Consider the following 26,550-nt stretch of genomic DNA (forward strand, 5'->3'; position numbering starts at 1 on the left):
AAATAAAAAAAGAGCCTATTGGCTCTAACGCACAGGTGTATATGGTTCTTTTCCTTCCAAGACGGCCATTACATTGCGGCAACATACATGCATCATTGCATATCTCGTTTCTTTCGTCGCACTTCCTATGTGGGGGAGTGCAACAACATTTGGTAGTTGCAGAAGCGGATGATCAGAACGAATCGGCTCTTGTGCGAACACATCTAACCCTGCGCCGGCAATGCGTCGATGAATTAACGCATCATATAGCGCTTCTTCATCAACGATCGCCCCGCGTCCTGCATTAATAAAAATGGCTGATGATTTCATTTTCGCAAACGCGGCACGGTTAAACAATTGATACGTTTCGTTCGTCAACGGAGCTAAACAGACGACAAAATCAGATCGCATCAGCAATTCATCAAAAGAACAATACGTCGCATCAAGCGTCTTTTCTGCCTCAATATTTCGCGAACGATTATAGTACAGCACGCGCATATGAAATCCTTTTGCTCGATGTGCAACAGCCTGACCAATTTTCCCCATGCCAACGATTCCTATCGTTTTATGGTGAACATCCGTTCCTGCAAGTAAAAGAGGGCTCCAGCTTTTCCATTTCCCCTCTTTAACAAACTCGGCTGCTTCAATTAATCGTCTCGCTGTTGCTAGCAGTAAAGCAAATGTTAAATCTGCTGTCGTTTCTGTTAACACATCAGGAGTGTTACAAACGATAACTCCATATGTTTTCGCTGCCTCTACGTCGATATTGTCGTAGCCGACCGCTACATTTGCCACTACGCGAAGCTTCGGACTTTGCTTCAGCAGCTCCTCATCAATGCGATCAGATAACATCGTAATTAACGCTTCTGCCTTGCTCGCCTCCTCAAGCAATACGTCGCGCGGCACAGCGATGTCCTCATGCGGCCACATGTTCACATGATATTTGTCACATAACGGAGCAACAACATCGTCTGGTAGTTGTCTCGTAATAAAAACGTACGGTCTCCCCATAACCTCGACTCCCTTAAACATACTTTTCACTTTATTTTACCATATTTATAACCAATCGAGCCGAGGAATAGCTATCGTCGTGATATCATGGAAATGCCGAAGTTTTTGTTCGTATCCGTCGATCTCTGCAAATATTTGTTGCAATAATTGCCCATCACGCCCATGTTGCGATCCGTAGTAATTTTCAATCGCTTGGAAATAGTGGATTGGCATTAATAAACGGGCATAAATCATACGCCATGAAAATCGGCTAAGCGATTGAATATGCTCATACGTTTGTAAAAAGTGAACAACTTCTTTATCTTCTTTTTTTAGCAACCATTGTGTTCGAATCCATTCCGACAGATCTCGACTCGCATGGTCAAATACCCAATCTGTCGGCACTTTTCCATCTTTCCACGTTTGTAAGGAGAACTGCTCATGGCAAATAGTTGGCATGTCGCTACGCATCGGAACTTCATCTAACTGTGTATCAACAACATATTGAATGGCATTCTCGGTCAAACCTAAATAATATGGAAACGTCTCAATAAACTGCTTATCCACCTCACTTTTTTCAGATGATTTCACTTGCAACTCCCAAAACTGCTCAAGTTGATCGATGCGCTGCCCCCACAGTTCTCCCCATTGCCCAAATCGACTTCGCGATGACACCGCATACGGATATGTGCGTCCGCGCTGATGAAATAAGGCGAGTTGTTGGGCGACATCCTCTGTTTTCATTCGGCTTTCTATTTTCCACACGCTCACTCGTTTTCCTTGCAACGTTCCAACAAACTGACCTGTTTTCGTTGGGAGCAACGTCGCAACCGTTTCATCACCTTGTGCTCGCATATACATCGCCATGTAATATAATTGCTGTATGTCGCTTTCTTTCTCATTTGTTGGCACGGCGACATATATATCGTTTCCACTATGAATCATGAAGCGTTCGTCTACTGGCTTGATCTGATCAATACGAAAATAATAATCCATGCACATCCCTCCTTCTTTCATGTATATGTTTAAAAAATACGTATAAACTTCATATGAGAGAGGAAATACACGCACGTTTCATAAAAAGAGCACATACATTGTAAAAAATAAAAAAAGAAATAGGTGAAGTGGATGGAGGAAAAGAAAATAGGGAAAATGGAGCAAATTGCGCGACAATGGCTTGCTGATCGAGGTGTAACAATCGAGCATATCGCTGAGCTCGTTTATTACTTGCAATCGAAATATCATCCGGATTTGAAAATGGATGAATGCATTCATAACGTCAACCGAGTCATTGCGAAACGCGAAGTACAAAACGCCCTATTCACCGGCATTCAACTCGACATATTAGCAGAAAAAGGACTGTTACAAGAACCACTGCAATCGTTTATTGAAAAAGACGAAGGGTTATATGGGGTGGACGAAATTTTAGCTCTATCCATCGTCAACGTATACGGTTCCATCGGCTTTACAAATTACGGATACATTGATAAACAAAAACCAGGTATTTTAAAACAACTAAATGATAAATCGTCCGGTCAATGTCATACATTTTTAGACGATATCGTCGGGGCAATTGCCGCTGCCGCTTCAAGCCGTCTCGCTCACCGCGCAGCCCATGTCGAATAAAAAAGGTGCCTTAATTTGGCACCTTTTTTATATACGTTCCATCCACTCTTTTAACGAATCGACAACATATGTTGGTTGTCGATCGTACGTTTGCAACATCTCCTTTGTCGTTACACCCGTATGAACGAGAAGCGTATCCATTCCTGCGTTCATCCCCGCCATAATATCGGTGTCATAATTATCCCCAACCATTAATATTTCTTCTTTTGGAACACCAAGTACTTCAAGTGCTTGCTCCATAATAATTTTTTCTGGTTTGCCAATAAAAATAGGCTTTGTTTGTGTCGATACAGCAACAACAGATGTGAGAGAGCCATTCCCAGGTAAAAGCCCGCGCTCGGTCGGAATGGCGATGTCTCCGTTCGTCGAGATAAACATCGCCCCGTTGCGAACAGCTAAACAAGCGATTGCTAACTTTTCATAATTAATGCTACGATCAATGCCCATGACAACCACTTCAGCATCTTCGTTCGCAAATGTAAAACCTTTCTCCTCAAGCGCTTGACGAATACCATCTTCTCCAATGACATAAACAGAAGCGTTTGGCTTTTTTTCATAAATGTAATTGGCAGTTGCTTGACTTGTCGTAAATACTTGATCTTTCGTTGCCGGGATATCAAATCGACGCAGTTTTTCTGCCACCTGTTCTGGCGTACGCGAAGAATTATTCGTTACAAACAAATATGGAATTCCTTTTTCATGAAGACGATGGACAAATGCGCATGCTTCTTCAATCCGTTCTGTTCCACGATACATTGTACCGTCCAGATCAATTAAATAACCTTGGTATGCTTTCACTTTCGCCACTCCTTTTGACAACTTGCACGTTCAAACTTTAACGCAAAACAAATGCACTTGTCAAAGAAGGAGCAACGAATGTCAACGATTGTTCATTTTTTTCGTTTAATATGATAGCGGCACGCATCATCGCCGTCCGCTAAACACGTCTTCGGTACAATGTCTGCCTCATGAATAAGCGTTTCAAACAGCTGTCGCTCACATTCACAAGCAATCGGATACGCTCGAGCTACTTCGGCAATAGGACAGTTATGTTCGACTAGCTCAAACGAGCCGTCATCATGCTGTAATAACTCCGACATATACCCTTGCTCGTTTTGAACTGCAACGAGTTCTTTTATTTTTTCATCAAACGATTTATCGCCGAGCTGCTGCTCATACAACTTTTTCATCCGTTCTTGCCGGTTTTGAAACAACTCGACTACCATGTGCTTGCCGCCCATTTGTTCCAAATCAGCTAAAAAGTCAAGCATCGTTTGCTGATAATGGCGGGGAAACCGTTGGTGTCCTTTAACACTTAATTGATATACGTTTGTCGGCCTTCCCATCGGTTGACGAACGAGCGTCGATTCAATAAGCTCTTCTCGTTCAAGTGCGGTCAAATGACGGCGTACAGCCATTTCTGTAATTCGAAGTTGCTCCGCCATTTCACCGACCGTTAGTCGCTTTTGCACTTTTAACATATTCAAAATTTGTTCTTTTGTGGAAGAGGTTTTTTTTCGCATCATTTTTCACCCACTTCCATTTTACACGATTTACCCCTATACACACAATTTTTAAACATTTTCGTTTAAAAAGGCAGACACAGGGCCGAGTTCGTTCTGTAAATACGAGCGAATAGAAGGAGGGAACGATTGGAGAACATGTTTATAACGTTGTAACACCTCCAACAATTCGGCATGCGGTACGTCGATATACTGTTGAACAAGCTTTTTACGAAAATGGATGATTTGTTTTAATGCCTCGCCTTCCTCAGCGGAAACAACACGTTCATCAACTAAAATGTCAATGATGTCCTCATAACTTCCCGGATCGCGCATAATAAAACCGTCGATCATCGCATTTCCCACATCAATGATCGATTCAATGATGACGTGTCCGATACGCTCAAGAGCGAGCTTTTCGATCGGTGTGTGAAACGATTGTTCGACATAGCGAACAGTTTGCTCCATATATGTTAATGTTTTTTCGATTTTTTGACGATCGACAAAATACATCTCCCATCTTCCTTTCTGACTTTTTCCTTTATTGTAGCATAGCGCTTTCTTTTACACATCTAACATATTTTTGATAAGATGAAGAAGCAAACAAAAACGGATGGAGGATTTTATATGGAGAGGTTCTTTTTATATGATGAGACAGTTGATACGAAAACCCGGTTCGTCAGCTTCGTTGGCAAAGAAGAGCGATTTGACTTAGCGATCGTCCAGACAGACCGCTTCTATGGAAAAGTGCTCGTACTCGATTTACAAAGCAACCGATATGCCATTATCGGTTCAGATGACTTGCAACAACCGGGATATATTGAACATGTATACCATTTAAACGAAGAAGAGGCAAACGAATTGAGAAGTTTTTTACATGAAATTGTCGGTTAAGTGGAACGCTATGCAAAAAAGAAAGGAAGAGCGTACATGGCCGATGAAACATACCATGATTTTTCAACAGTAGAGGCGAGAAAAAACTTTCTCGTTCCAGAGACGCTGCCAGAAGGCCCTTATGGCGCCCCGCGTGGTGAACATGAACCTGTTCAAAACAAAAGTACACCTTGGCAAGAAGGACAACGATACTACAGTGCGTTTAATTACGAATATAAATCGCTTCACCAAAATATTCCGCGCCAAGATCCCGGGGCTCATCCGGTACATGATGACCCGGATGAAAATGGGCAACAACCATACTCATGAAAAAATAGGTCAGGCGTCCTGACCTATTTTTTCACCTTTCGCAATACAAAATACGCACAACCAAAATTACAATATTCAAACAAATATTCAGATAACGTACTTATTTTCGTATCATATGTCGCCTTTTGATTGTGGTCGTCAAAAAAACCACGCAAACGAAGTTGATTGTATCCCCAATCCCCAACAATGTAGTCATATTTATTTAAAATGTCTGTATAACGTGCCCGAAATGCTTCTTCATTAAAACCGTTGCGTACATTTTCTACAAGTTCGTAGCACGTATTATGAATACAAATCATCGTCCTCACCTCTTCTTTCCATTTCTATCATAAAACATGTCTTTCCCCCAAGCAATGACCATTATGAATTGCTAAATAAAACGAATAATAAAAAAGAAGGGGGGAGTTGCTTTGCGGAAAACATGGATCATCACAGGAATAAGCGCCATCGCTTTATTATCGGGGTGCGCTGGAAATGAATCGACGTCTTTGTATGAAAAAAGCGGAACGACGATTAACGTTCGCTCACGAAACGATTTATATAACGAGCATGGTGTGCGAAACGGACTTGATTCACGTCTAACAAATTTCGGCTACGTCCGTCATCAAAAAAGCCCCATCCCAGGGGACACAACACAATATGCAACCATACCTGTATTAAACCGTGAAAATGTCGCTGATTTAATTAGCAAATTGTGCACACAACTTCCAAACGTTTATGATGTCGGAACACTCGTTACAGATGATACTGTCTTTGTTGTTTACAAAACAGACAGTACGAACCGATTCGAAACGGCCGATCAAGTGAAAAAAACAGCCATTTCTGTCGTGCCGCGTTATTATCACGTGTATGTTTCGGATAATCCGCGCATGTTTCAAGATATTGAACGCTTTGGCCGTTTAGATGCAAATAGTCAAAATGTCGATCAAGTTTTACAACAGACAATTAACGAAATGCTTAAATCGCCTCAAGGTAAAAAAATAAGTAGTGGCGAAAACGAAAACGGTTTGCAACGCGAAGAAATGAATATGATGCAATAAGAAAAAGGATGTCCCGCTCAAACGAAGTGGGACATCCTTCATCATTCACTCCGCTGCCTTTGCTGATTGCACTTGTTCATCGGCGTGATAAGAGGAGCGAACGAGCGGACCAGACTCACAATGACTAAATCCTTTCATTAACGCAATTTCTTTTAATTCCATAAACTCGTGAGGATGGTAATATTTTTCTACTTTCAAGTGTTTCTTTGTCGGCTGTAAATATTGACCGATTGTTAAAATATTCACACCGACCGCCCGCAAATCATCCATCGCCTCCAAAATTTCTTCCTTCGTTTCTCCAAGACCAACCATTAAGCTTGATTTTGTTGGGATATCAGGCTGCATTTCTTTTGCGCGGCGTAAAAATTCAAGCGAACGTTCATACGTTGCGCGTGCACGAACACGTGGAGTAAGACGACGGACGGTCTCGATATTATGATTTAAAATGTCAGGGCGTGCATCCATTAACGTTCGTAAGTTTTCATATACGCCTCCCATATCCGACGGCAACACTTCGATCGTCGTTAACGGATTTTTTCGGCGAATGGCACGCACCGTCTCCGCAAATACAGCTGCTCCCCCATCTTTCAAATCGTCGCGAGCTACCGCGGTAACGACAACATGTTTTAAATTCATTAAGCGAACAGATTCAGCTACACGCTCCGGCTCTTGCCAGTCTAACTCAGTAGGCAATCCTGTTTTGACGGCACAAAAGCGGCAAGCACGCGTACATACGTCCCCTAAAATCATAAACGTTGCCGTTCGGCGAACAGCCCAACATTCATGAATATTTGGGCAACGCGCTTCTTCGCATACAGTATGCAACTGTTTTTCACGCATCATTTTTTTCAAGCCCGTATAATGTTCATTTGTATTTAACTTTATCTTTAACCATTCTGGTTTGCGAAGGTGCTGTTCTTTTGTCGACATCATTTTCACGCTCCACTCGTTAATATACATTACTCATTATACGAGTTATTGCTTTACAATACAAAACAGTTTGTTTTTCCAACATTTTTTATTTATGAAAACAGTCGATTACCCCAAACTAATGATATGAACTTCGGAGAAAGGAGCAAGAGTGCGTGAGAACATTATGGTGCATCATCTTTCTTCTTTTCGTGCCGTTTCAAGCATTTGCAGCTGCACCAAATGATTTATATGACAAGCGAATGGAGCTTTATAAAAAAGCGGAAGCCATTTCATTTATTCCGTGGTATTATTTTGCAGCAGTCGACCAGTACGAACGTAGCATTCGGCAAGCGCGGCGCGACTTACCAAAGCCGACAGGAGTAATTAGCATTTATATTCCTCCAGAACGATGGTCAGGGCCGCTTAATTTTAATCAAGAAGATCAAAATCCATTCACAATTAGCCAATTCGGTGGAATGGGTATAGATGGAAATGGAGACGGTTTCGCAGATCGAACAAATGATGAGGACGTTTTATTTGCTTTTGCGCGTTTTTTACGGTCATACGGAACAGATCATACGCATATAAAAATGGCGCTATGGGATTATTATGAACGAAGTAAAACGGTCGATATGATTTTAGGGAAAGTAAAGTTATATAAACATTTCGGAACGCTCCAACTCGATCAATACGCGTTTCCCATTCCGCACCGCTTTGAATATAGTTATCGAAGTACGTGGGGAGATGCACGTGGGTGGGGAGGGCGCCGCATTCATGAGGGAACAGACATTTTTGCTCACTACGGCACGCCGGTTCGTTCTACATGTTATGGCATCGTTGAATTAAAAGGTTGGAACAAATACGGTGGTTGGCGCATCGGTATTCGCGACATCAACAATACGTACCACTACTTTGCACACTTAAACGGATTCGCCAACAATTTAGAAGAAGGATCTATTGTGGAACCTGGTATGCTTATCGGTTCAGTTGGAAGCTCTGGTTATGGGCCACCCGGAACGTCAGGTAAGTTTCCACCTCATCTTCATTATGGGATGTATAAAGATAATGGCTATACAGAATGGTCGTTCGATCCATATCCTTATTTAAAACAGTGGGAAAGACAAGAACGAATGAAAAAGAGATGAGGCATTTTGCCCCATCTTTTTTTATGACTGACGGCTCTTCTTCACTGCATGAGCGACGCTAGCGAGAAATCCACCCCAAATGACGACCATACCGACAAGCATCATAACGAGTGCACTTGTTTGCATTAGCTCGAAACCTCCTTATCCGCCGGAACAGAAAGCGCTCCGTCTTTCCAACGCTTCACTGAAAGTACAAATCCGAGAACGATGACAAGCGCCGCAATCGTCCATCCGTATTTAACAACGAATAACGTATCGTATCCTCCATAATTTTCTTTCACGTTCGTTTTAATGCTATCGAACATCATATAGCCTAGTACAATCGGTGTAATCACAGAGAGCGAAACTTTCCACCACGCACCTACCATAATATCTGATACGCTGTTTGCATGTGTTTGAAGCGCATTGAGTTGTTTTAACACCCATGCGATAACAATCACTTCGATTAGACCGACAAGTGCAACACCGAAGTTATTAATAAAATAGTCGACAACATCTAAGAAATATAATCCACCGTTTGTTGCAAACACGAGCGCGATTAACGCCGCTAATCCGCCGCCACCAAGAACGGCTTTCGTGCGAGAAATACCAAACTTTTCTTGAACTGCCGCTACATATGTTTCCGAAATGGAAATGAGGGATGACAAACCAGCTAACGTTAGTGAAAGGAAAAATAACACGCCGAAAAATTCATTAAACGCTGGAAATTGGTTAATAATTTGCGGGAAGACAACAAACGCTAACCCGACGCCCCCTTTAACGACTTCACTCACTTCTACACCTTGTTGGTGAGCTAAAAAACCGAGTACGCTAAATACACCAATACCGGCTAACAGTTCAAATCCTGAGTTTGCAAATCCTGTAATAAAGGCGTTGTTTGTAATATCTGATTTTTTCGGTAAATAACTTGAATACGTAATCATAATAGCAAATGCAATCGACAAGCTAAAGAAAATTTGACTGTATGCAGCAACCCATACTTTTCCGTTCATAATTTGATCCCAATTTGGCTTAAAAAATGCGTTCAATCCTTCAACTGCACCTTCTAGCGTGACCGCGCGAACGACGATAATAAAGAATAAAACAACGAGCGTTGGCAAGAAAATTTTATTCGCTAACTCAATTCCTTTACGAACCCCTTTATATAAAACAGCTAAGTTAATGACCCACACGAGAACAAGCGGAATAAGAACAGCTGGAACTATGCCTCCGAATGTACCTGGCGTTTCTGCTAATTTTAAATACTCACCGAATAAGAAGCCTCCTGTATCTTCTCCCCACTTCGATGTAAAAGCGAAATACGTGTAAGACATCGCCCAAGCAATAACGACGGAGTAATACGTCGAAATAACGAATGAAATAAGTACTTGCCACCAACCGATCCATTCCGTCCCTTTGCTTAAGCGAGCAAACGTTAATGGCGCTGACCCTCGATACTTATGCCCGAGCGTAAATTCCAATATAAGAATTGGAATACCTGCCGTTAATAAAGCGAATAAGTACGGGAAGAAGAACGCTCCTCCACCATTTTCATATGCGACAGCTGGAAACCTCCAAATGTTTCCTAAACCAATTGCCGAGCCGGCCGCTGCCAAAATAAAACCAGCACGCGTACCCCATTGTTGACGACTTTCCATAGATAAATGACCTCCTTAATCCATTTTTATCTTTACAGAGTAACAGACGAATAAGTGCAATACCACCACCTTGTTCGATTATTTTAATTTTTCAGACTTTTTTGTTTCGTTTAGTTTTAAGTATAACAATGGACAAGCCTTTTGTCAAAATAATATTTTAAAAAATAAAATTTTCAGAATTTTTTATTGTTGAATAGGAAGTTCAATCGACGTATTTCCTTCCCCTCCCTGATTGTAAAATTGCGGAACTTCGCCTTGAATAATTTGGATAGCGACAGGAATGTCGTTTTGAATCGTCGCTGTTTTCGTCGCAAATGGAATAATAATTTGCACGTTCACTTCAATATGAATTGCTATTTCTATTAAAGCATTGTTAATCCCAAATGGACGAATATTTTTGTTGACATCCGAATGAACGTCCCCAATGACGTAAAAACGAACCGGTATACGCGGACCTAAATTTCCTAATAGGACATTGTTTGTTGCTTGTCCGAGAGGGATATAATAAATAATCCCTTTTTCCTTTTCCGTTTCAACTTGCACGTCTGGAAACTCAAGCGCGGATAGTTTTCCTTCCGATGCTGCTTTTAAATTTCGCTGTACGCGGTTTGTCGTTTTTGCTAATACACGATTGACTACTGTTGCATTAAAGTCAATAGCAGAAATTTTTCCTTGCCCATCTTTTTCAATGTTAATGAAGTTTTCGACGTTGAAATCGTCCTCAGCAATTTGTTGACTAATGGCATTGTTTATCACTAAGTTCGCTAGGCGACGCGTTTCTTTCTCGGCGATCGCCATAAGCGTCGGTTCAATTCCTCTATTAATGAACCAAAGGCTCGCAACAGTCGAAACAATAAAAAAAACGAACGTGATTAAAAAAATATAACGGACGGGTAGCGGTTTTCTTCTTTTACGCAATTGTTGATACAACAAAAATCCCCCCTCTCACGCTATATGTATGCGGTCGAGCAGGGGATTATTATTTTATTTCATGAGAAGCAAGGCGTCTTTTCCTTTCATTCCACGTGAGATACCTAGCTGTTCGGCCGCCAATGTCACCGACTCAAGCGGCGCTTCTAACAGCTGGTCAATCGTTCGCACTCCTACTGCTCTTCCTGCGATAATTCCTCGGTCGCGCAATTTATTGTTTAATAGCGCCACATCTAATGCCCCGCACATAATATATCCTGTATCGTTCGCAACAGCTAACAACGTCGTTTTAGGCAACTGAACAGAAATTGCTGTAAACGGTTTTCCGTCAATCCATAACGGTCTAACCTCAACCATACATTTCACGCTCCTTTCCTTTATTCAATGTATGAATAAAAGAAAGAACGGTGCCTATCATGGATACATGTTTTTTAACTTCCATGCAAGCACATCTCGCAACATTTCCGGCATATAATATTGTTTTTTTGCACGATATATTTCTGGATACAAATGACCGAACGTAAACATATCAATCGTCGCCACCGCATACGTTTTTTGCTCATCGATTGGCTGGTCGTGAATAAAAATGCGGCGCACATGTTCTTGACCATCAATTAGCTGTTCTTTTTCAATTGTGATGCGATCATATGCCATTTGTCCCATCACTTCCCCGCGGAATCCGAATCCTCTCACACGCAACTGTTTCATCTGTTCTGTTTCCGCTTGTAAAATGACTTCTTTCAGTTCACTTCCGCGCAAATATACTTTGCACGGATTAATCGGATGCGGACAAATGCGATGAATGTCCCCTCTCGTTACGACACCTTTTGGGAGCGAAGCAAGCAACACACCTGCATTCACCATCGCCACATCACCTTCACACCATTCGTTTAACGCCTTCGCCAGAAGCGACGCGAATGGGGATGGTGAAAACCAGTCAATATGTAAAGTTTCAGGCAAATAAACAACTGGCTGTGCCAATGCGTTCGTCGCTTGTTCGACCATATGATGTAATTTTTGTTTTGTTTCCATACATTCTTGTTCAAGAGCATCGATATGTTTCACATATGCACGTGCATCAACTTTCCGGCTTTTTGTATCAACCGTCAACGTCACACATCCGACGTAATGCGCAAATTTCCCAGCCCCACAAAGCAACGTGTTGTTTACACGTTTTCCGCATTCAAATACATGATGCGTATGCCCTCCTAAAATTGCTGTCAGTTGCGGAAACAGATGAGCCATTTTTTCATCATCACTTATCCCTAAATGAGATAACAAAATGATTGCATCCACTTTTGCCGAAAGTTCATCAATGAGCTGAGCGACGGTAGCGAACGGATCAGCAACGCGCCATCCGAGCAGCTCATAAAACGTCTGAAATGGGACGGTCACTCCAATGAAAGCTATGCGCGCACGTCCGAATGTCATAATGATATACGGTTTCATCCAACGGGGACGCTCTCCGTTTTGATAAAAAACGTTTGCGACGAGCACAGGAAAGGTAGCATGCTCGTACAGCTTATCTAGTTGTTCATGACTTAGCGTAATTCCTTCATTGTTTCCAATTGTGACGGCATCGTACGCCACATCGTTTAAAAGGGCGATATTAGCTTTTCCATCCGACGCTTCTGTGATCGGATGAAATCGATCAATAAAATCACCAATATCTAGCAAAACCATATGTTCACTTTGTTTTTTATGCTCGCTTCTTTTTTTTCGTAAATAATGCACTACTTTTGGCCAATGTTCAAAATGGCTATGCACATCGTTTGTATGATAAATATGTATCATCTCTTTCAATGTTTGCAACACACCTTTCCCTCTACTAGCCAAGTCCTTGCACGATTAAACGAACCCCAAGTAAAATGAGCACGATCCGCAGTAGCGTCACAACTGTTTTTCCTTTTAGTCTCCGATTAAGCCATGCGCCACATTTTGCACCGACCCATACGCCCGGGATGAGCGCAAACGCAAACGTCCATGCGACATTTCCCATCCATACATGTGTCGATGAGCTAACAATGGATGACAAAAAGACGATAAACATCGATGTCGCTACCGCCACATGAGGAGGAAATAAAAACAATAACATCATCGCAGGCACCATGAGCGAACCGCCACCAATGCCAAAAAACCCGCCGACAAAGCCAACAACAAACGCAATGAGCGTAGCGATGAACGGATCATATCCGTATGTCACTTCCTCTCCTTCGTTCGTGACATACGTGCGCACAACAGGAAACGTTCGTGTTGCACGCGGTGAAAAACGCGATTGAAACATAAGCAAAAATGAAACAGCAATTAAAAACAGTCCAAAGTAAAGCGAAAAATGATGCATATGAACATGTTGATTTACCCATGCCCCTAACATGGCGCCCGGCCCACTGCCGATGAAAAAAAACAAGCCGCTTTTATAGTCCACCATTTTATGCTTCATATATGTTAAAGTTGACGACAATCCATTAAAAATAATTACAACAAGCGACGTGCCAACCGCGACTTGTGGTGAAATGGCCGGCAACATATGAGCTGCACTTAAAAAAAGAAGCGCTGGAACGATAATGACTCCCCCTCCTAAACCGACAAGACTGCCGATCGTTCCTGCTAAAAAACCAATAATTAAAAGAAAAAAGTACTCCATGTTCATCCCCCATTATGAAAACAAATCGAGCTGTCTCGGTGCTAAATTTGTATATTCAATTTGAAGAAACTGCAACAGCTGTTTCGCATTATCAGCCGCATCACCACCCGAATTGTTGTTAAATAATACGTAAATATGTTCACATTTTGTTTGTAGCATTCGAATATGTGTCGCCCATTGTAACAGTTCTTGCTCGTTATATCGGTACAAATAACGAATGGCACGCCAATTTTCATCATCGCGTTTATTCCAACCAGCGACATTTCGTCCGTGTAGACGAATAAGTGTTTTATGCTTGTCTGTTGGATAAAGAACGGTCGGAACCGAACCTTCCCCTGCTTGCGGTTCATCACAAATGCTATGAATCCATCGCTCTTCTTCCATGAAGCGCAGCGTCTTTTCATAAAAAGGCGGAGAAAACCACGATTGATGACGAAATTCAAGCGCAACGGGCACATCTTTCATTCGGTCACGACACCAACGCAAATAACGTACATGCTCTTTTTTGCAGTCAAACCAAGGTGGAAATTGAAATAATACCATCGCCAGTTTCTTCGCTTGCTGAAACGGCTCAATCGACTGCAAAAATGCGCTAAACATGTCATCTTTATTCGCATACGGGATGTCGCCACGCTGATGTCCCGTCATTCCTTGATACGCTTTGACGATAAATTGAAACGAAGACGGCGTTTCCACAATCCATTTCTCTACATTTTGTCGTGGTTGAATGGCGTAAAAATACGCATCGACTTCAACAGTTGGAAAATGGGCAGCATACGCTCGCAACTTATCTTTTGCTGCTAGACGAGATGGATATAAACGGTCATGGTCGCCCCATCCCGTTAATCCGACATAAATCATATTCATCACCTATATTCATCTTACCATAACATACAAAAAAAGCCGATGATCCGCTCTATGCAGATCATCAGCTATGAATTATCCAATACTACCTTCCATTTCAAACTTAATGAGACGGTTCATTTCAACCGCGTATTCCATTGGCAATTCTCTCGTAAATGGCTCAATAAAGCCCATGACGATCATTTCTGTCGCTTCTTGTTCGGAAATGCCACGGCTCATTAAATAAAATAGTTGTTCTTCCGATACTTTCGATACTTTTGCTTCGTGTTCAAGCGAAATGTTGTCATTTAAAATTTCATTATATGGGATTGTATCAGATGTTGACTGATTATCCATAATGAGCGTATCACACTCGATGTTAGAGCGAGAACCGTCCGCTTTTCGCCCGAAATGGACAATGCCGCGATATGTTACTTTTCCGCCTTGTTTTGAAATGGATTTAGAGACGATCGTCGACGACGTGTTTGGTGCTAAGTGAATCATTTTTGCACCAGCATCTTGATGTTGACCTTTACCTGCAATCGCAATCGAAAGCGTCAAACCGCGCGCCCCTTCTCCTTTTAAAATGACGGCTGGATATTTCATCGTTAATTTTGAACCGATATTTCCGTCGATCCATTCCATCGTTGCGTTTTCTTCGCATACGGCGCGTTTTGTAACGAGGTTGAAGACGTTGTTTGCCCAGTTTTGAATCGTCGTATAACGACAATATGCTCCTTTTTTCACGATAATTTCAACGACCGCACTATGCAGTGAGTTTGTCGTGTAGACAGGCGCTGTACAGCCTTCAACGTAATGAACGTGCGCCTCTTCATCGACGATGATGAGCGTCCGTTCAAATTGCCCCATATTTTCCGAGTTAATGCGGAAATATGCTTGCAATGGCGTATCCACTTTTACACCTTTTGGAACGTAAATAAATGAACCGCCAGACCAAACAGCTGAGTTGAGGGCTGCAAATTTATTATCTGTCGGTGGGACGACTTTCGCCCAATGCTCGCGGAACAACTCCTCATTTTCTTTTAAAGCAGAGTCTGTATCTTTAAAAATAACACCGAGCTTTTCTAAATCTTCTTTCATGTTGTGATATACAACTTCCGATTCGTATTGTGCGGATACCCCAGCTAAATATTTTTGTTCCGCTTCCGGAATACCGAGCTTATCAAACGTCGCCTTAATTTCTTCAGGCACTTCATCCCATGAACGACCAGACTTTTCTGATGGCTTGACGTAATACGTAATTTCATCGAAATCTAAACTGGATAAATCGCCACCCCATTGCGGCATCGGCATGCTGTAAAAAATATCTAAAGATTTCAAGCGAAATTCAAGCATCCACTCTGGCTCATTTTTCATGCGTGAAATTTCTTCAACAATTTCACGCGTTAATCCGCGCTCAGCGCGGAATACAGATACGTCTTTATCGGCGAAACCGTACTTATATTCACCGATTTCTGGCATTTTTTTCGCCATCTCGTTCGCCTCCTTGTTTTATGACTATCCTTGCTGCTCATTCAACCCTTTTTCCATCGCTTTCCATGCTAACGTTGCGCATTTAATGCGTGCCGGAAACTTCGATACCCCTTGAAGCGCTTCAATGTCGCCTAAATCGATCGAATCATCGTAATCTTTTCCTTGCATCATATTTGAAAAAATAGTCGACAGCTTAAACGCTTCTTCAATCGTTTTTCCTTTAATCGCCTCCGTCATCATCGACGCAGATGACATCGAAATGGAGCAACCTTCTCCTTCAAACTTAGCATCAACAATTTTCCCATCTTCTACTTTCAACGTTAAGTGAATACGATCTCCGCATGTCGGATTGTTCATGTTAATATCGACGTGCTCGCCTTCCAATACGCCGCGATTTCGCGGGTTTTTGTAATGATCCATAATGACTTGCCGATATAACGTATCTAAATGGCTATTAAAAGACATAGCTAAAATACTCCTTCGTTTTCTTTAATGCTGAAACGAGTATATCAATTTCTTCTTCTGTGTTATACAAATAAAAACTTGCCCGTGCAGTCGCGGTCACGTTTAACCATTTCATGAGCGGCTGTGCACAATGATGGCCAGCTCGCACCGCAATGCCTTCCGCATCTAAAACAGTGGCAACATCGTGTGGATGTACCTCATCGATATTAAACGTCACAAGCCCTGCCCGTTCTTTCGGACCGTAGATGGTTAATCCTTCAATAGTGGAAAGTTGTTCAAGCGCATATTGCGCCAAGCGATGTTCATGTTCGGCAATATGATGTAAACCTACTTGCTCAAGAAAATCGATTGCCGCCCCTAACCCGATCGCTCCTGCGATAATCGGCGTACCCCCTTCAAACTTCCACGGGAGCTCCTTCCATGTTGACTCATACAAGCCGACAAAATCGATCATTTCCCCACCAAATTCCACCGGCTCCATTTGCTCAAGCAAATGTTTTTTGCCATATAACACGCCAATGCCTGTCGGTCCGCACATTTTATGCCCAGAAAACGCATAAAAGTCGCAATCGAGCTCTTGTACGTTCACTTTCATATGCGGCGTGCTTTGTGCTCCGTCAACGACCATGACAGCGCCGTGCTTATGGGCAATTTGTGCAATTTCCTTCACCGGATTGATTGTGCCGAGCACGTTTGATACGTGCATGACCGCAACAATTTTTGTGTTTGGCGTGACTGTTTGTTCTACATCTTCTAAACGAATCGTTCCGTCAGGCTGAAGCGGAATATATTTTAATGTCGCACCTGTTTGTTTAGCCACTTGTTGCCACGGAATGATGTTACTATGGTGCTCCATATACGTAATAACGATCTCATCGCCGGGGCGGACGTTCGCTCGTCCATAGCTAGCTGCCACGAGGTTAATCGCTGTTGTTGTCCCGCGTGTAAAAATAATTTCTTCCATCGAAGCAGCACCGATGAAGCGGCGCACTTTTTCGCGCGCCCCTTCGTATGCGTCGGTTGCCTTCGTACCGAGCGTATGCACACCGCGATGAACGTTTGAATTATATTGACGATAATAATTGTCGATCGCCTCAATGACTGGCAATGGCTTTTGTGACGTCGCCGCGCTATCTAAATAAACGAGCGGTTTACCGTTTACTTGTTGATCTAAAATCGGGAATAGTTGACGAAGTTCTTTTACGTTCATCACTTAACTTTCCTTTCGATCACTTCAATTAATTGTTTTTTCACACGCTCAATAGGAATTTCATTAACGACAGGTGCTAAAAAGCCGTGAATAATTAATCGCTCAGCTTCTACTTTCGGAATGCCGCGGCTCATTAAATAATATAGTTGCGTCGGATCAACACGACCAACAGATGCGGCGTGGCCTGCTGTCACATCATCTTCATCAATTAACAAAATCGGGTTCGCATCTCCGCGCGCTTTTGGACTTAACATGAGCACGCGAGACTCTTGTTCAGCGTTTGATTTCGAGGCACCGTGTTCAATTTTTCCGATCCCGTTGAAAATTGATGTCGCTTCATCTCTCACGACACCGTGCTTTAAAATGTATCCTTCCGTATGCTTGCCGTAATGAATCACGCTCGTTGTAAAGTTTTGCACTTGCTCACCGCGGCCCACAACGACCGTTTTCGTATCGCCAAGCGACCCATCACCAATGAGGCGCGTCACGTTTTCTGAAATCGTATTCCCGTCATTCATTAAGCCGAGCGCCCACTCAATGCGCGCATGACGACCTGTGATTCCGCGACGGTTCACGTACGTTGTCGTCCCTTTCGCTAAACTATCGACCGCACCGAAAAATACGTGAGCATCGTCAAGCGCAAACACTTCCGCAACGATGTTGACGATCGCTTCCGAACGTTCGCATGTTGAAATGTAGTTTTCAACGTACGTCACTTTACTTCCGACATCGGCAACAATAATGACGTGGTTAAACAGCGCTTCCGCTTTTTCATGCACATATACCGCCTGCAAAGGAACGTCGATTTGAACGTGCTTTGGCACATATACGAACACTCCACCGTTGACAAGCGCCGCATGAAGGGCAGTAAGACGGTGCTCATTTACTTTGACGCCGTCCATAAAATATTTTTGTACAAGCTCGCTATGCTCGCGGACAGCTGTTGCTAAGTCTGTGAAAATAACACCTTTTTCTTTTAATTCATCAGCAAGCGATACGTATGCACATGTATGATCACGCTGAACATATACGTTTTTTTGCTCCTCAGCTATATCGATGAGCACTTTTACTTGTTCAGGTAGCTCTTCTAGCGAAGAAAGCGGCGCGCTCTCAACGAGATGAGCAGAAAATTGTGTGAAGTTCCAACGATCGATTTTCGTTTTGTCTGGCTTCGGTAATGGCAATTGTTCCGCTTGCGCAAGAGCTTGTAAGCGAACGTTTAAAAGCCAGTCCGGTTCTCCGCGCCCTTCAGAAAATGAGCGCACATACTGTTGGTCGAATGGTAGTTTCGTCTCAATCATCCTAAATCCTCCTAACGCTTACGCTTCTTGCTCAACGACTTCATCTTCAATGCCTAGCTCTCTTTTAATCCAATCATATCCTTCTGCTTCAAGACGTTGTGCTAATTCTGGACCGCCTGATTTTACGATACGTCCTTGCATCATGACATGTACGTAATCTGGTGTAATGTAGTTTAACAATCGCTGATAATGCGTAATGATTAAACAGCCAAAGTCGCTATTGCGCATGTCATTTACACCTTTTGCGACAACTTTTAATGCATCGATATCAAGACCTGAATCAATTTCATCTAAAATAGCAATTTTCGGCTGCAACATCATAAGTTGTAAAATTTCGTTCCGCTTTTTCTCCCCGCCCGAGAACCCTTCATTCAAGTAGCGGTGAGCCATATCTGGATTCATTTCTAAAAACGCCATTTTTTCATCAAGCTGACGAATGAATTTCATTAATGAAATTTCATTTCCTTCTCCACGACGTGCATTAATCGCTGAACGAAGAAAATCAGCATTCGTTACACCGCTAATTTCGCTCGGATATTGCATGGCTAAAAAGAGACCAGCACGAGCACGCTCATCTACTTCCATTTCTAATACGTCTTCACCGTCTAATGTAATGCTCCCTTTTGTTACTTCATATTTTGGATGGCCCATAATCGCCGCCGATAATGTCGATTTTCCCGTTCCGTTCGGTCCCATGATCGCATGGAACTCGCCGCCTTTAATTTCAAGGTTAACCCCTTTTAAAATTTCTTTCCCGTCAATTGCAACGTGAAGATCTTTAATCGTTAATGTTGCCATAAAAAAATACCTCCAGTTTCACTTATGTTCATAAAAACGTAATTCTCACTTTATTCTCATTACAATTTTATAACAGATGAAAAGTATTAGCAACCTTATTGCAAGCATTTTGATACTTTTTTGTTTCAAAAGTTTGCTCGTTTTATCACATATGTAAAAAAGGTAGGGAACCCCTACCCTTTAATGCATGCGAGTAAATTCATCGACACATTGTCGAACGAGCGTAACGGACTGGCTCATCGTCGCCCCTCCAGCTAAAGCAGATGCGACAGCACACGCTTCAAATATTTCTTTCTCTGTCGCCCCTTCATCGATGCACCCTTTCGTATGATAAATGGTACAATATTCATCTTGTTTAGCGACACTAATCGCTAGTGCGATGAGCTGTTTTTCTTTTTTTGATAGCTCCCCTTCGGCGAAGCAAGCTTCCGTAAATGCGTTAAACGCTCGTCCAACATGAGGCATTTGTTGTGTGAACGTGCCTAACCCTTGCTTATATTCGTGTAAACATTGTTCCATCGACATATGCACTCCTCCTTCCTTTTTATCATGCGTCGTTTTCGAGAAAATATAAAAGGACGCCCGAATGGACATCCTTATTTCGTTGCTGGAATAACAGCACCATTATATTTTTGTAAAATGAAGTCTTGAATTTCCTTTGATTGCAACACTTCAACAAGCGTCTGAATTTCTTTACGGTTTTCGTCACCTTTACGAACCGCGATAATGTTCACGTATGGGTTGTTTCCTGGCGATTCGACAGCGATCGGATCTTTTGCTGGATCTAAACCGGCATCTAACGCATAGTTGGCGTTAATTAATACCGCATCTCCTTCATCATTTTTATACACTTGCGGAAGCAATCCTGCCTCAACATCCGCTTCAAATACTAAATTTTTCGGATTTTCAACAATGTCATCAATTGTTGCTTTCGTCTTATCGACACCTTCTTTTAATCGAATTAGTCCTTTTTCTTCAAGCATCGATAAAATACGACCGTGATCAGCAACAGAGTTACTCATAATGATTTTTGCACCGTTTGGTAGCTCTTCAAGACTTTTGTATTTTTTTGAATATACGCCAATCGGCTCAATATGAATACCGCCTGCATTCACAAAGTCATAGCCATGTTCTTTCATTTGAGCTTCTAAATAAGGAATGTGTTGGAAATAGTTTGCATCTAACTCTTTATCCGCTAATGCTTTGTTTGGTAACACGTAATCTTGGAACGTCACAATTTCTAGTTCAATTCCTTTTTCTTTTAAAATTGGTTTTGCTTTTTCTAAAATTTCTGCATGTGGTACGTTTGATGCACCGATGACAAGCTTGTTCGCTTTTTCCTCTGCACTTTCATTGTTTCCGCAAGCAGCGAGCGCGAAAACGATCATGGCAGCAACAAGTAAAGAGAGCCATTTTTTCATTTGTTTTTTCCTCCTTTTATCGTTTATCTATTTTAGAAGTGACAAAGTCACCAACAAACTGAATGATAAAGACGATGACTAAAATGAGCACTGTTGCAACGAGCGTCACATCGTTATTGTTACGCTGGAATCCTTCCAAATAAGCTAAGTTCCCAAGCCCCCCAGCACCGACAACTCCCGCCATCGCCGTATAGCCAACGAGAGCGATCGCTGTAACGGTAATTCCAGATACAAGGGCAGGAAGCGCTTCAGGGAGGAGCACTTTCCAGATGATTGTCGTTGTCGTTGCTCCCATCGCTTTTGCCGCTTCAATAACCCCTTTATCAATTTCACGAAGCGCAATTTCAACCATGCGCGCATAAAATGGAGCCGCTCCAATAATGAGCGCCGGCAGTGCCGCATTGGCACCAAGAATCGTACCGACAACAAACTTAGTAAACGGGATGAGTAAAATAATTAAAATGATGAACGGGATCGAACGGAAAATGTTAACAAACGATGCGATAACGCCGTTAATGATACGATTTTCCCATATGTTTCCCTTTGACGTTAAAAAGAGTAACAATCCAAGCAAAATGCCGAGCACAAACGTCGCCGCAACTGAAATAGCTGTCATATATAACGTTTCCGCTGTTGCCGCCCATATTTTATCCCAAACGACGTTCGGAAATAGCTCATTCCACATTCGCCAACACCTCCACTCCAACTTCTTGCTGGCGAATAAAAGCGAGCGCTCGCTCGATTTCTTCATTCGCACCGTCTAAATGAACGAACAACACCCCGTATGAACCGTGATGCGTTTGCGAAATTTTCCCTTGCAAAATGTTCACGTTCAAATCAAATTGTCGAATGATGTGCGTGATGAGCGGTTGCTCAGCTGCTTCGCCGACAAATGTAAGCTGTACAACTTTTCCATTTGGATATCGCTCAAGAAGATGCAACATCGCTTCTTTCGTTTCTTCCGGCTCAGTTACTTGTTGAACGAAACGCTTCGTAATCGGCTGCTCCGGCTTACGAAACACGTGAAGCACTTCACCCATTTCAACGATTTTTCCGTTTTCCATGACCGCTACACGATCACAAATTTTACGAATGACGTGCATTTCATGGGTGATTAATACGATCGTTAAACCGAGACGTTTATTAATGTCGACGAGCAAATCTAAGATGGAATCTGTCGTTTGTGGGTCGAGCGCTGACGTCGCCTCGTCGCACAACAACACTTTCGGATTGTTCGCTAACGCGCGTGCAATGCCGACGCGCTGCTTTTGTCCTCCGCTCAATTGCGACGGATACGCGTCTTCCCTTCCTTGCAGTCCGACAAGTTGAATTAGTTCATCAACGCGCTTCATTCGCTCCTCTTTCGGGACGCCGGCAATTTCGAGGGGGAATGCAATATTTTCGCGCACTGTTCGCGACCAAAGTAAATTGAAATGTTGGAAAATCATGCCGATTTGCTGGCGCGCTTGTCGCAATTGTTTTCCGCCAATTTTTCCGATCTCCTTGCCATCGACGATGACTTCGCCGCTCGTTGGCTTTTCTAATCCGTTTAATAACCGAATGAGCGAACTTTTTCCTGCACCGCTATAGCCGATAATGCCAAAAATTTCTCCTGCTTCAATATGCAAGTTCACACGATCAACAGCGGTCACATGTCCACTTGCTGCTTTGTACACTTTTGTTACATTCGATAATGTAATCACGTTGCTGTCACCTTCCTTCCATGAAAAAAGCCTTTCTGCTCAAGAGAACAGAAAGGCGCGAATCGTCCGTTCTGTCTCTTATCTCTCAAAGCAAACGCTTTGTGTGAATTGGCACCATTTCAGCAGCGCTGACGGTTGCCGGGTTTCATCGGGCACATCCCTCCACCTCTCTTGATAAGAGCGCTTTTAAACGCTTTATTCAGTTAACGTTTTAATATGTTTGAGGATCATTTTAAATTACAAAGGTGAGTATATCATCGAAAGAAGGACAGTGTCAATAAAAATTTTTCAACTATTTCCCCTTCATAATCAAGTGAACTGAATATATAGCATGAGAAACCACTACTCTTTGGATGTCGGACTACGAACAAACCCGCCGCTTTGTTAAAATGCAAAAGACTGACCCAACACGCATTAGCGTTTCAGATCAGCCTCTTCAGTTCAAAAAATGAAGTTAAACTTTCCAATTGCAGGCATACATAGTTACATGCCAAACGAACCCTTTAATTACACTCTTCTTTTGTAATTCTAATCGTTACATACACTTTATGAAAAGAGTCATAGTAGTCAGCTTGTGCAACACTAGATGTATACCATTTATCAACTAATTTTAAGTAAGAATCTGTATTCACTAAAGAATAAATTCCTGTAATAGTAGAGGACTTAGTGGTTAGATTTCGATCGTACGTAACTGTCATCGTCACTGTACCATACATACTCTGAACCGTTTTTGTTTCTTTATTTCCTCGGATAATAGTATCAAGTGGAGTAATTTTTGATTTTGAATTGCTTAATTTCGCTATTGAACTCCCTACTGCAGGAGTAACTATAATTGTTACATTACCCTCTTTATATACTCGTTTCGGGAGCGTACTAGCTTCAGTAGTAATTAACGATCCAAAAAACCCATCTAATAACAGAGTAACAGTTAATGCTAGGGTAGGGACTAAAATAAGCCTTCTAAATTTACTTTTCATTATTTTCTCTCCTCGCATAGTCCAATTGTAATGCTAGTTCTCCGCTACTTGTCCATAATGAGATAGACTTGTACATTAGCGTCAGTTAAACATCGGTATCATGAATATTAAATAGAAATTTTTATTTAGCTGATTACTCACCATAGGTATACCGTATTGTATAAAAATCAGACATTCTTTATTTCAACTTATACATTGCTTACACTCCTCCGCTTCTTCTCAAAAATTAGCTGATCAGCTATTTTCAATTTACCAAAAATAGAAAAGAAAAAAATCCGTATTTTCCGCCAATTTTTTGGCGAAAATCCGCCAATTCCTTTAAAACAAATGACAAAGTTTATTAAATGAAGTAGAATTTAGGAAAAGAGTAGAGAGGGAAATCGCATGACTATTCGTACATTGCTTGTTGATTCCGATCCTGTCTATTTGCTTGGTTTGGAAAAATTGTTGGAAAACGAAAGTAGCATAACGGTTGTCGGTTCTGTTTCTTGTATTGATTCACTAGAGACTCTCATACATATACATGTACCAGATGTCATTGTGATAAATGCGCATATGCACATAATAAAAGCATTTGACTGGATAAAAAATGCGAAGAAGACACACCCTATGATAAATGTCATTATGCTATGCAACTATCCACCACTTGCCTTATCTGCGTATGAGGCAGGTGTATCCGTGATATTATCAAAAGAAAAAGTTTCTACTCATTTGGCACATGCGATTCGCCACAGCAATGGAGGAGAGAGACTTCTTTTACTTGACAGTGAAGCTACATGTCACATGACAAGTTGTTTGACAAAAATTGAAATAGATATATTACAAATGTTAGCAGATGATAAAACAAGTGTACAAATCAGTGAACATCTAAATATGAGTAAACGAACGTTTGAACGGCACCTTTCTTCTATTTTCGAAAAATTGGGGGTTTTGTCACGAACAGGAGCGGTTGCTCAAACGCTGCGGTTACAACTCATAAAATGAAAGGTGCTAGTCGAAAAATCTAACTAGCACCTTTCATATTTACACCCGCGAATACATCGACCGTACCCCTGTCGCCGCTTCAATCGCTTGTTCTAAGTCTTCGATTAAATCATCGACATTTTCAATACCGACCGATAAACGAATCATATCTTCTGTCACACCGGATGCTTTTAAGTCTTCTCCACTTAATTGTTGATGCGTTGTACTTGCAGGATGAATAATTAAACTTTTTGCATCACCGACGTTGGCAACATGCGACCAAAGCTTAACGTTGTTAATTAACGTAGCCCCTGCTTCACGGCCACCTTGAATGCCAAAGACAACGACTGCTCCTGCCCCTTTTGGCATATATTTTTTCGCTAGCTCTTTTGCTGGATGATTGTCATGTTCAGGGTACAACACCCAATGGACTGCTGGATGGTTGTCCAAATACTCGACGATTTTTCTCGTATTGGCAATATGTTCTTTCATGCGGACATGCAACGTCTCCAGTCCTAAATTAAACTGAAACGCGTTGAATGGGCTAATCGCCGGACCTAAGTCACGCAACAATTGCACGCGCGCTTTGACGATATACGCCGCCGCACCGATGTCTGCGTATACGAGATTATGGTAACTTGGATCTGGCGCCGTAAACGCTGGAAACTTCGGCGAATTCCAATCAAATTTTCCACCATCGACAATGATACCACCTAACGTCGTTCCGTTACCAAGCAACCATTTCGTTGCCGAATGAATAACAATATCCGCTCCGTGTTCGATTGGCCGGCAAAGATACGGTGTAGCAAACGTATTATCAATAATGAGCGGAATGCCTGCTTCATGCGCAATTTCCGCAACCGCCTCAATGTCTAACACATGCAGGCTTGGGTTGCCAATTGTTTCGGCAAAAATCGCTTTCGTTTTCGGCGTAATGGCAGCACGGAAATTTTCTGGATCAGACGGATCGACAAAATGGGTCGTAATGCCGTATTTCGGTAACGTATTCGCAAACAAATTGTACGTCCCTCCATACAGCGTAGAAGCAGAAACGATATCATCTCCCGCTTGAGCGACGTTTAATATTGCCATCGTAATAGCAGCCATGCCACTCGCTACCGCTAAAGCACCAATGCCCCCTTCAAGTTGAGCGACACGCTCTTCAAACACCGTTACCGTCGGATTATGAATGCGCGTATAAATGTACCCAGCTTCCTTTAACGCAAACAAATTGGCCGCATGCTCTGTGTTATCAAACAAATACGCATTCGATTGATAAATTGGCACTGCACGCGCTTTCGTTACTGGATCCGTTTGCAATCCGCCATGAACAGCAATCGTTTCAAATTTCATCGTTTCTCCCCCTGAAATGATTTATTTATGAATATTTTGAATTTTAACACGATACATATTGCTCGTCAATGAACAACATCGTACGGTTTAGCAAGAAAAAAAATCGACTCTAACAATAAAATGTGGCGAAACGAAGCTGTGACGGACAATTCATTTAACCGAAGTTGTTGTTGGAGTTTTAACGAACCTTGTAATAATGACATCATCGCTTGTGTTGAACCACGAATCGTAATGATCCGTTCTCCACCACCCGTTTCGACACGCTGAATCCCTTCTTTCGAGACGCATAATAATACTTGTCCGCTTTCCCATTGCAATTGAATGTATATAGGTTCATTTGGCAAAATCGGCGCTAACATATGCATACAACCGCCCCCGCTTTATTTATTGTTGTATTCCCTTTTCCATACGGAG

32 protein-coding genes and 1 riboswitch are annotated in these 26,550 nt (G+C 42.1%); of the genes, 6 read left to right on the plus strand and 26 right to left on the minus strand.

Annotated elements, in window-relative coordinates:
* Nucleotides 1–24 precede the first annotated feature (24 nt).
* Together K1I44_RS09075 and yutH are read right to left on the minus strand one after the other, a co-directional pair.
* Complete coding sequence (locus tag K1I44_RS09075; RefSeq protein ID WP_219985968.1) at nt 25–990, minus strand: 2-hydroxyacid dehydrogenase; 966 nt, start codon at nt 988–990, stop codon at nt 25–27.
* 45 nt (nt 991–1,035) lie between these two features.
* Complete coding sequence (gene yutH / locus K1I44_RS09080) at nt 1,036–1,965, minus strand: spore coat putative kinase YutH (RefSeq protein WP_219985969.1); 930 nt, start codon at nt 1,963–1,965, stop codon at nt 1,036–1,038.
* Between the two features lie 132 nt (nt 1,966–2,097).
* On the opposite strand from yutH, the gene K1I44_RS09085 reads away from it, so the two are divergent.
* Nucleotides 2,098–2,595, plus strand: a complete 498-nt coding sequence (locus K1I44_RS09085; protein ID WP_003398288.1) for a phosphatidylglycerophosphatase A family protein — start codon at nt 2,098–2,100, stop codon at nt 2,593–2,595.
* Between the two features lie 27 nt (nt 2,596–2,622).
* Here K1I44_RS09085 and K1I44_RS09090 read toward each other — a convergent pair whose 3' ends face one another.
* The 3 genes from K1I44_RS09090 to K1I44_RS09100 form a co-directional block, all read right to left on the minus strand.
* A complete protein-coding gene (locus K1I44_RS09090) occupies nt 2,623–3,393 on the minus strand; it encodes a TIGR01457 family HAD-type hydrolase (RefSeq protein ID WP_219985970.1) in 771 nt (256 codons plus the stop codon).
* A gap of 92 nt (nt 3,394–3,485) precedes the next feature.
* Nucleotides 3,486–4,121 (minus strand): helix-turn-helix transcriptional regulator, encoded by a 636-nt coding sequence (locus K1I44_RS09095; protein WP_003398291.1) that lies wholly within the window; start codon nt 4,119–4,121, stop codon nt 3,486–3,488.
* 48 nt (nt 4,122–4,169) lie between these two features.
* On the minus strand, nt 4,170–4,610 hold the full coding sequence (locus K1I44_RS09100; protein ID WP_003398293.1) for a DUF86 domain-containing protein: 441 nt from the start codon (nt 4,608–4,610) through the stop codon (nt 4,170–4,172).
* Nucleotides 4,611–4,724: 114 nt separating this feature from the next.
* Between K1I44_RS09100 and K1I44_RS09105 the strand changes: the two genes are divergently transcribed.
* Complete coding sequence (locus K1I44_RS09105; protein WP_003398295.1) at nt 4,725–4,991, plus strand: DUF3055 domain-containing protein; 267 nt, start codon at nt 4,725–4,727, stop codon at nt 4,989–4,991.
* Between the two features lie 36 nt (nt 4,992–5,027).
* On the plus strand, nt 5,028–5,300 hold the full coding sequence (locus tag K1I44_RS09110; RefSeq protein ID WP_003398296.1) for a hypothetical protein: 273 nt from the start codon (nt 5,028–5,030) through the stop codon (nt 5,298–5,300).
* Between the two features lie 23 nt (nt 5,301–5,323).
* Here the strand turns inward: K1I44_RS09110 and K1I44_RS09115 are convergent, their stop codons facing one another.
* Nucleotides 5,324–5,599, minus strand: coding sequence for a YutD family protein (locus K1I44_RS09115; protein ID WP_003398297.1), 276 nt, complete (start codon nt 5,597–5,599; stop codon nt 5,324–5,326).
* 111 nt (nt 5,600–5,710) lie between these two features.
* Between K1I44_RS09115 and K1I44_RS09120 the strand changes: the two genes are divergently transcribed.
* Nucleotides 5,711–6,340, plus strand: coding sequence for a YhcN/YlaJ family sporulation lipoprotein (locus tag K1I44_RS09120; protein WP_219985971.1), 630 nt, complete (start codon nt 5,711–5,713; stop codon nt 6,338–6,340).
* A gap of 45 nt (nt 6,341–6,385) precedes the next feature.
* Here K1I44_RS09120 and lipA read toward each other — a convergent pair whose 3' ends face one another.
* A complete protein-coding gene (gene lipA, locus K1I44_RS09125) occupies nt 6,386–7,300 on the minus strand; it encodes a lipoyl synthase (RefSeq protein WP_370627985.1) in 915 nt (304 codons plus the stop codon).
* A gap of 125 nt (nt 7,301–7,425) precedes the next feature.
* Between lipA and K1I44_RS09130 the strand changes: the two genes are divergently transcribed.
* Nucleotides 7,426–8,397, plus strand: coding sequence for a M23 family metallopeptidase (locus tag K1I44_RS09130; RefSeq protein WP_219985972.1), 972 nt, complete (start codon nt 7,426–7,428; stop codon nt 8,395–8,397).
* Nucleotides 8,398–8,418: 21 nt separating this feature from the next.
* Here K1I44_RS09130 and K1I44_RS09135 read toward each other — a convergent pair whose 3' ends face one another.
* From K1I44_RS09135 to K1I44_RS09215, 17 genes are all read right to left on the minus strand, one after another.
* Complete coding sequence (locus tag K1I44_RS09135) at nt 8,419–8,523, minus strand: methionine/alanine import family NSS transporter small subunit (protein WP_003398304.1); 105 nt, start codon at nt 8,521–8,523, stop codon at nt 8,419–8,421.
* Nucleotides 8,523–10,034 carry a sodium-dependent transporter gene (locus K1I44_RS09140; protein WP_219985973.1) on the minus strand — a complete coding sequence of 504 codons (1,512 nt, stop codon included), beginning with the start codon at nt 10,032–10,034 and terminating at the stop codon, nt 8,523–8,525. The genes K1I44_RS09135 and K1I44_RS09140 overlap by 1 nt, the downstream gene beginning before the upstream one ends.
* 183 nt (nt 10,035–10,217) lie before the next feature.
* The gene (yunB, locus tag K1I44_RS09145; protein WP_035045300.1) at nt 10,218–10,967 is read right to left on the minus strand and encodes a sporulation protein YunB; all 750 of its coding nucleotides are present in this window, start codon (nt 10,965–10,967) and stop codon (nt 10,218–10,220) included.
* 51 nt (nt 10,968–11,018) lie between these two features.
* Complete coding sequence (locus K1I44_RS09150; RefSeq protein WP_003398309.1) at nt 11,019–11,321, minus strand: YunC family protein; 303 nt, start codon at nt 11,319–11,321, stop codon at nt 11,019–11,021.
* Nucleotides 11,322–11,378: 57 nt separating this feature from the next.
* Complete coding sequence (locus K1I44_RS09155) at nt 11,379–12,767, minus strand: bifunctional metallophosphatase/5'-nucleotidase (protein ID WP_219985995.1); 1,389 nt, start codon at nt 12,765–12,767, stop codon at nt 11,379–11,381.
* A gap of 25 nt (nt 12,768–12,792) precedes the next feature.
* The gene (locus K1I44_RS09160) at nt 12,793–13,608 is read right to left on the minus strand and encodes a sulfite exporter TauE/SafE family protein (RefSeq protein WP_003398311.1); all 816 of its coding nucleotides are present in this window, start codon (nt 13,606–13,608) and stop codon (nt 12,793–12,795) included.
* 12 nt (nt 13,609–13,620) lie between these two features.
* Complete coding sequence (locus K1I44_RS09165) at nt 13,621–14,469, minus strand: DUF72 domain-containing protein (protein ID WP_219985996.1); 849 nt, start codon at nt 14,467–14,469, stop codon at nt 13,621–13,623.
* 78 nt (nt 14,470–14,547) lie between these two features.
* The gene (gene sufB, locus K1I44_RS09170) at nt 14,548–15,945 is read right to left on the minus strand and encodes a Fe-S cluster assembly protein SufB (RefSeq protein WP_219985974.1); all 1,398 of its coding nucleotides are present in this window, start codon (nt 15,943–15,945) and stop codon (nt 14,548–14,550) included.
* A gap of 24 nt (nt 15,946–15,969) precedes the next feature.
* Nucleotides 15,970–16,410, minus strand: a complete 441-nt coding sequence (sufU, locus tag K1I44_RS09175) for a Fe-S cluster assembly sulfur transfer protein SufU (protein WP_003398314.1) — start codon at nt 16,408–16,410, stop codon at nt 15,970–15,972.
* Nucleotides 16,400–17,620 carry a cysteine desulfurase gene (locus K1I44_RS09180; RefSeq protein WP_003398315.1) on the minus strand — a complete coding sequence of 407 codons (1,221 nt, stop codon included), beginning with the start codon at nt 17,618–17,620 and terminating at the stop codon, nt 16,400–16,402. Before K1I44_RS09180 ends, sufU begins: the two co-directional genes overlap by 11 nt.
* The gene (gene sufD, locus K1I44_RS09185; protein WP_003398316.1) at nt 17,620–18,921 is read right to left on the minus strand and encodes a Fe-S cluster assembly protein SufD; all 1,302 of its coding nucleotides are present in this window, start codon (nt 18,919–18,921) and stop codon (nt 17,620–17,622) included. The genes K1I44_RS09180 and sufD overlap by 1 nt, the downstream gene beginning before the upstream one ends.
* Nucleotides 18,922–18,939: 18 nt before the next feature.
* A complete protein-coding gene (sufC, locus tag K1I44_RS09190; RefSeq protein WP_003398317.1) occupies nt 18,940–19,719 on the minus strand; it encodes a Fe-S cluster assembly ATPase SufC in 780 nt (259 codons plus the stop codon).
* A gap of 180 nt (nt 19,720–19,899) precedes the next feature.
* Complete coding sequence (locus K1I44_RS09195; RefSeq protein ID WP_171334890.1) at nt 19,900–20,244, minus strand: carboxymuconolactone decarboxylase family protein; 345 nt, start codon at nt 20,242–20,244, stop codon at nt 19,900–19,902.
* Nucleotides 20,245–20,315: 71 nt separating this feature from the next.
* Entirely contained in the window at nt 20,316–21,140 is an 825-nt protein-coding gene (locus K1I44_RS09200; RefSeq protein ID WP_219985975.1) for a MetQ/NlpA family ABC transporter substrate-binding protein, read from the minus strand.
* 16 nt (nt 21,141–21,156) lie between these two features.
* Nucleotides 21,157–21,825, minus strand: coding sequence for a methionine ABC transporter permease (locus K1I44_RS09205; protein ID WP_219985976.1), 669 nt, complete (start codon nt 21,823–21,825; stop codon nt 21,157–21,159).
* Complete coding sequence (locus tag K1I44_RS09210) at nt 21,815–22,843, minus strand: methionine ABC transporter ATP-binding protein (RefSeq protein ID WP_003398323.1); 1,029 nt, start codon at nt 22,841–22,843, stop codon at nt 21,815–21,817. Before K1I44_RS09210 ends, K1I44_RS09205 begins: the two co-directional genes overlap by 11 nt.
* 75 nt (nt 22,844–22,918) lie before the next feature.
* Nucleotides 22,919–23,024: riboswitch (SAM riboswitch) on the minus strand.
* Between the two features lie 322 nt (nt 23,025–23,346).
* Nucleotides 23,347–23,820 carry a hypothetical protein gene (locus K1I44_RS09215; protein WP_219985977.1) on the minus strand — a complete coding sequence of 158 codons (474 nt, stop codon included), beginning with the start codon at nt 23,818–23,820 and terminating at the stop codon, nt 23,347–23,349.
* A gap of 384 nt (nt 23,821–24,204) precedes the next feature.
* On the opposite strand from K1I44_RS09215, the gene K1I44_RS09220 reads away from it, so the two are divergent.
* Nucleotides 24,205–24,804 carry a response regulator transcription factor gene (locus tag K1I44_RS09220; protein WP_219985978.1) on the plus strand — a complete coding sequence of 200 codons (600 nt, stop codon included), beginning with the start codon at nt 24,205–24,207 and terminating at the stop codon, nt 24,802–24,804.
* A 39-nt stretch (nt 24,805–24,843) separates the two neighbouring features.
* Here the strand turns inward: K1I44_RS09220 and K1I44_RS09225 are convergent, their stop codons facing one another.
* Together K1I44_RS09225 and K1I44_RS09230 are read right to left on the minus strand one after the other, a co-directional pair.
* Nucleotides 24,844–26,136, minus strand: coding sequence for an O-acetylhomoserine aminocarboxypropyltransferase/cysteine synthase family protein (locus K1I44_RS09225; RefSeq protein ID WP_219985979.1), 1,293 nt, complete (start codon nt 26,134–26,136; stop codon nt 24,844–24,846).
* Between the two features lie 65 nt (nt 26,137–26,201).
* Complete coding sequence (locus K1I44_RS09230) at nt 26,202–26,501, minus strand: sterol-binding protein (RefSeq protein WP_219985980.1); 300 nt, start codon at nt 26,499–26,501, stop codon at nt 26,202–26,204.
* Between the last annotated feature and the right edge of the window lie 49 nt (nt 26,502–26,550).

The organism is Anoxybacillus sp. ST4 (assembly GCF_019448545.1).
Classification (GTDB): domain Bacteria; phylum Bacillota; class Bacilli; order Bacillales; family Anoxybacillaceae; genus Anoxybacillus; species Anoxybacillus pushchinoensis.

What these genes read in the sequence shown, in the direction of transcription:
- K1I44_RS09075 (WP_219985968.1), bottom strand. Translation starts at nt 990, where the DNA reads ATGGGGAGACCGTACGTTTTTATTACGAGACAACTACCAGACGATGTT.
- yutH (WP_219985969.1), bottom strand. Translation starts at nt 1,965, where the DNA reads ATGGATTATTATTTTCGTATTGATCAGATCAAGCCAGTAGACGAACGC.
- K1I44_RS09085 (WP_003398288.1), top strand. Translation starts at nt 2,098, where the DNA reads ATGGAGGAAAAGAAAATAGGGAAAATGGAGCAAATTGCGCGACAATGG.
- K1I44_RS09095 (WP_003398291.1), bottom strand. Translation starts at nt 4,121, where the DNA reads ATGATGCGAAAAAAAACCTCTTCCACAAAAGAACAAATTTTGAATATG.
- K1I44_RS09100 (WP_003398293.1), bottom strand. Translation starts at nt 4,610, where the DNA reads ATGTATTTTGTCGATCGTCAAAAAATCGAAAAAACATTAACATATATG.
- K1I44_RS09105 (WP_003398295.1), top strand. Translation starts at nt 4,725, where the DNA reads ATGGAGAGGTTCTTTTTATATGATGAGACAGTTGATACGAAAACCCGG.
- K1I44_RS09110 (WP_003398296.1), top strand. Translation starts at nt 5,028, where the DNA reads ATGGCCGATGAAACATACCATGATTTTTCAACAGTAGAGGCGAGAAAA.
- K1I44_RS09115 (WP_003398297.1), bottom strand. Translation starts at nt 5,599, where the DNA reads ATGATTTGTATTCATAATACGTGCTACGAACTTGTAGAAAATGTACGC.
- lipA (WP_370627985.1), bottom strand. Translation starts at nt 7,300, where the DNA reads ATGTATATTAACGAGTGGAGCGTGAAAATGATGTCGACAAAAGAACAG.
- K1I44_RS09135 (WP_003398304.1), bottom strand. Translation starts at nt 8,523, where the DNA reads ATGCAAACAAGTGCACTCGTTATGATGCTTGTCGGTATGGTCGTCATT.
- K1I44_RS09140 (WP_219985973.1), bottom strand. Translation starts at nt 10,034, where the DNA reads ATGGAAAGTCGTCAACAATGGGGTACGCGTGCTGGTTTTATTTTGGCA.
- K1I44_RS09150 (WP_003398309.1), bottom strand. Translation starts at nt 11,321, where the DNA reads ATGGTTGAGGTTAGACCGTTATGGATTGACGGAAAACCGTTTACAGCA.
- K1I44_RS09160 (WP_003398311.1), bottom strand. Translation starts at nt 13,608, where the DNA reads ATGGAGTACTTTTTTCTTTTAATTATTGGTTTTTTAGCAGGAACGATC.
- K1I44_RS09165 (WP_219985996.1), bottom strand. Translation starts at nt 14,469, where the DNA reads ATGATTTATGTCGGATTAACGGGATGGGGCGACCATGACCGTTTATAT.
- sufB (WP_219985974.1), bottom strand. Translation starts at nt 15,945, where the DNA reads ATGGCGAAAAAAATGCCAGAAATCGGTGAATATAAGTACGGTTTCGCC.
- sufU (WP_003398314.1), bottom strand. Translation starts at nt 16,410, where the DNA reads ATGTCTTTTAATAGCCATTTAGATACGTTATATCGGCAAGTCATTATG.
- K1I44_RS09180 (WP_003398315.1), bottom strand. Translation starts at nt 17,620, where the DNA reads ATGAACGTAAAAGAACTTCGTCAACTATTCCCGATTTTAGATCAACAA.
- sufD (WP_003398316.1), bottom strand. Translation starts at nt 18,921, where the DNA reads ATGATTGAGACGAAACTACCATTCGACCAACAGTATGTGCGCTCATTT.
- sufC (WP_003398317.1), bottom strand. Translation starts at nt 19,719, where the DNA reads ATGGCAACATTAACGATTAAAGATCTTCACGTTGCAATTGACGGGAAA.
- K1I44_RS09195 (WP_171334890.1), bottom strand. Translation starts at nt 20,244, where the DNA reads ATGTCGATGGAACAATGTTTACACGAATATAAGCAAGGGTTAGGCACG.
- K1I44_RS09200 (WP_219985975.1), bottom strand. Translation starts at nt 21,140, where the DNA reads ATGAAAAAATGGCTCTCTTTACTTGTTGCTGCCATGATCGTTTTCGCG.
- K1I44_RS09205 (WP_219985976.1), bottom strand. Translation starts at nt 21,825, where the DNA reads ATGTGGAATGAGCTATTTCCGAACGTCGTTTGGGATAAAATATGGGCG.
- K1I44_RS09215 (WP_219985977.1), bottom strand. Translation starts at nt 23,820, where the DNA reads ATGAAAAGTAAATTTAGAAGGCTTATTTTAGTCCCTACCCTAGCATTA.
- K1I44_RS09220 (WP_219985978.1), top strand. Translation starts at nt 24,205, where the DNA reads ATGACTATTCGTACATTGCTTGTTGATTCCGATCCTGTCTATTTGCTT.
- K1I44_RS09225 (WP_219985979.1), bottom strand. Translation starts at nt 26,136, where the DNA reads ATGAAATTTGAAACGATTGCTGTTCATGGCGGATTGCAAACGGATCCA.
- K1I44_RS09230 (WP_219985980.1), bottom strand. Translation starts at nt 26,501, where the DNA reads ATGCATATGTTAGCGCCGATTTTGCCAAATGAACCTATATACATTCAA.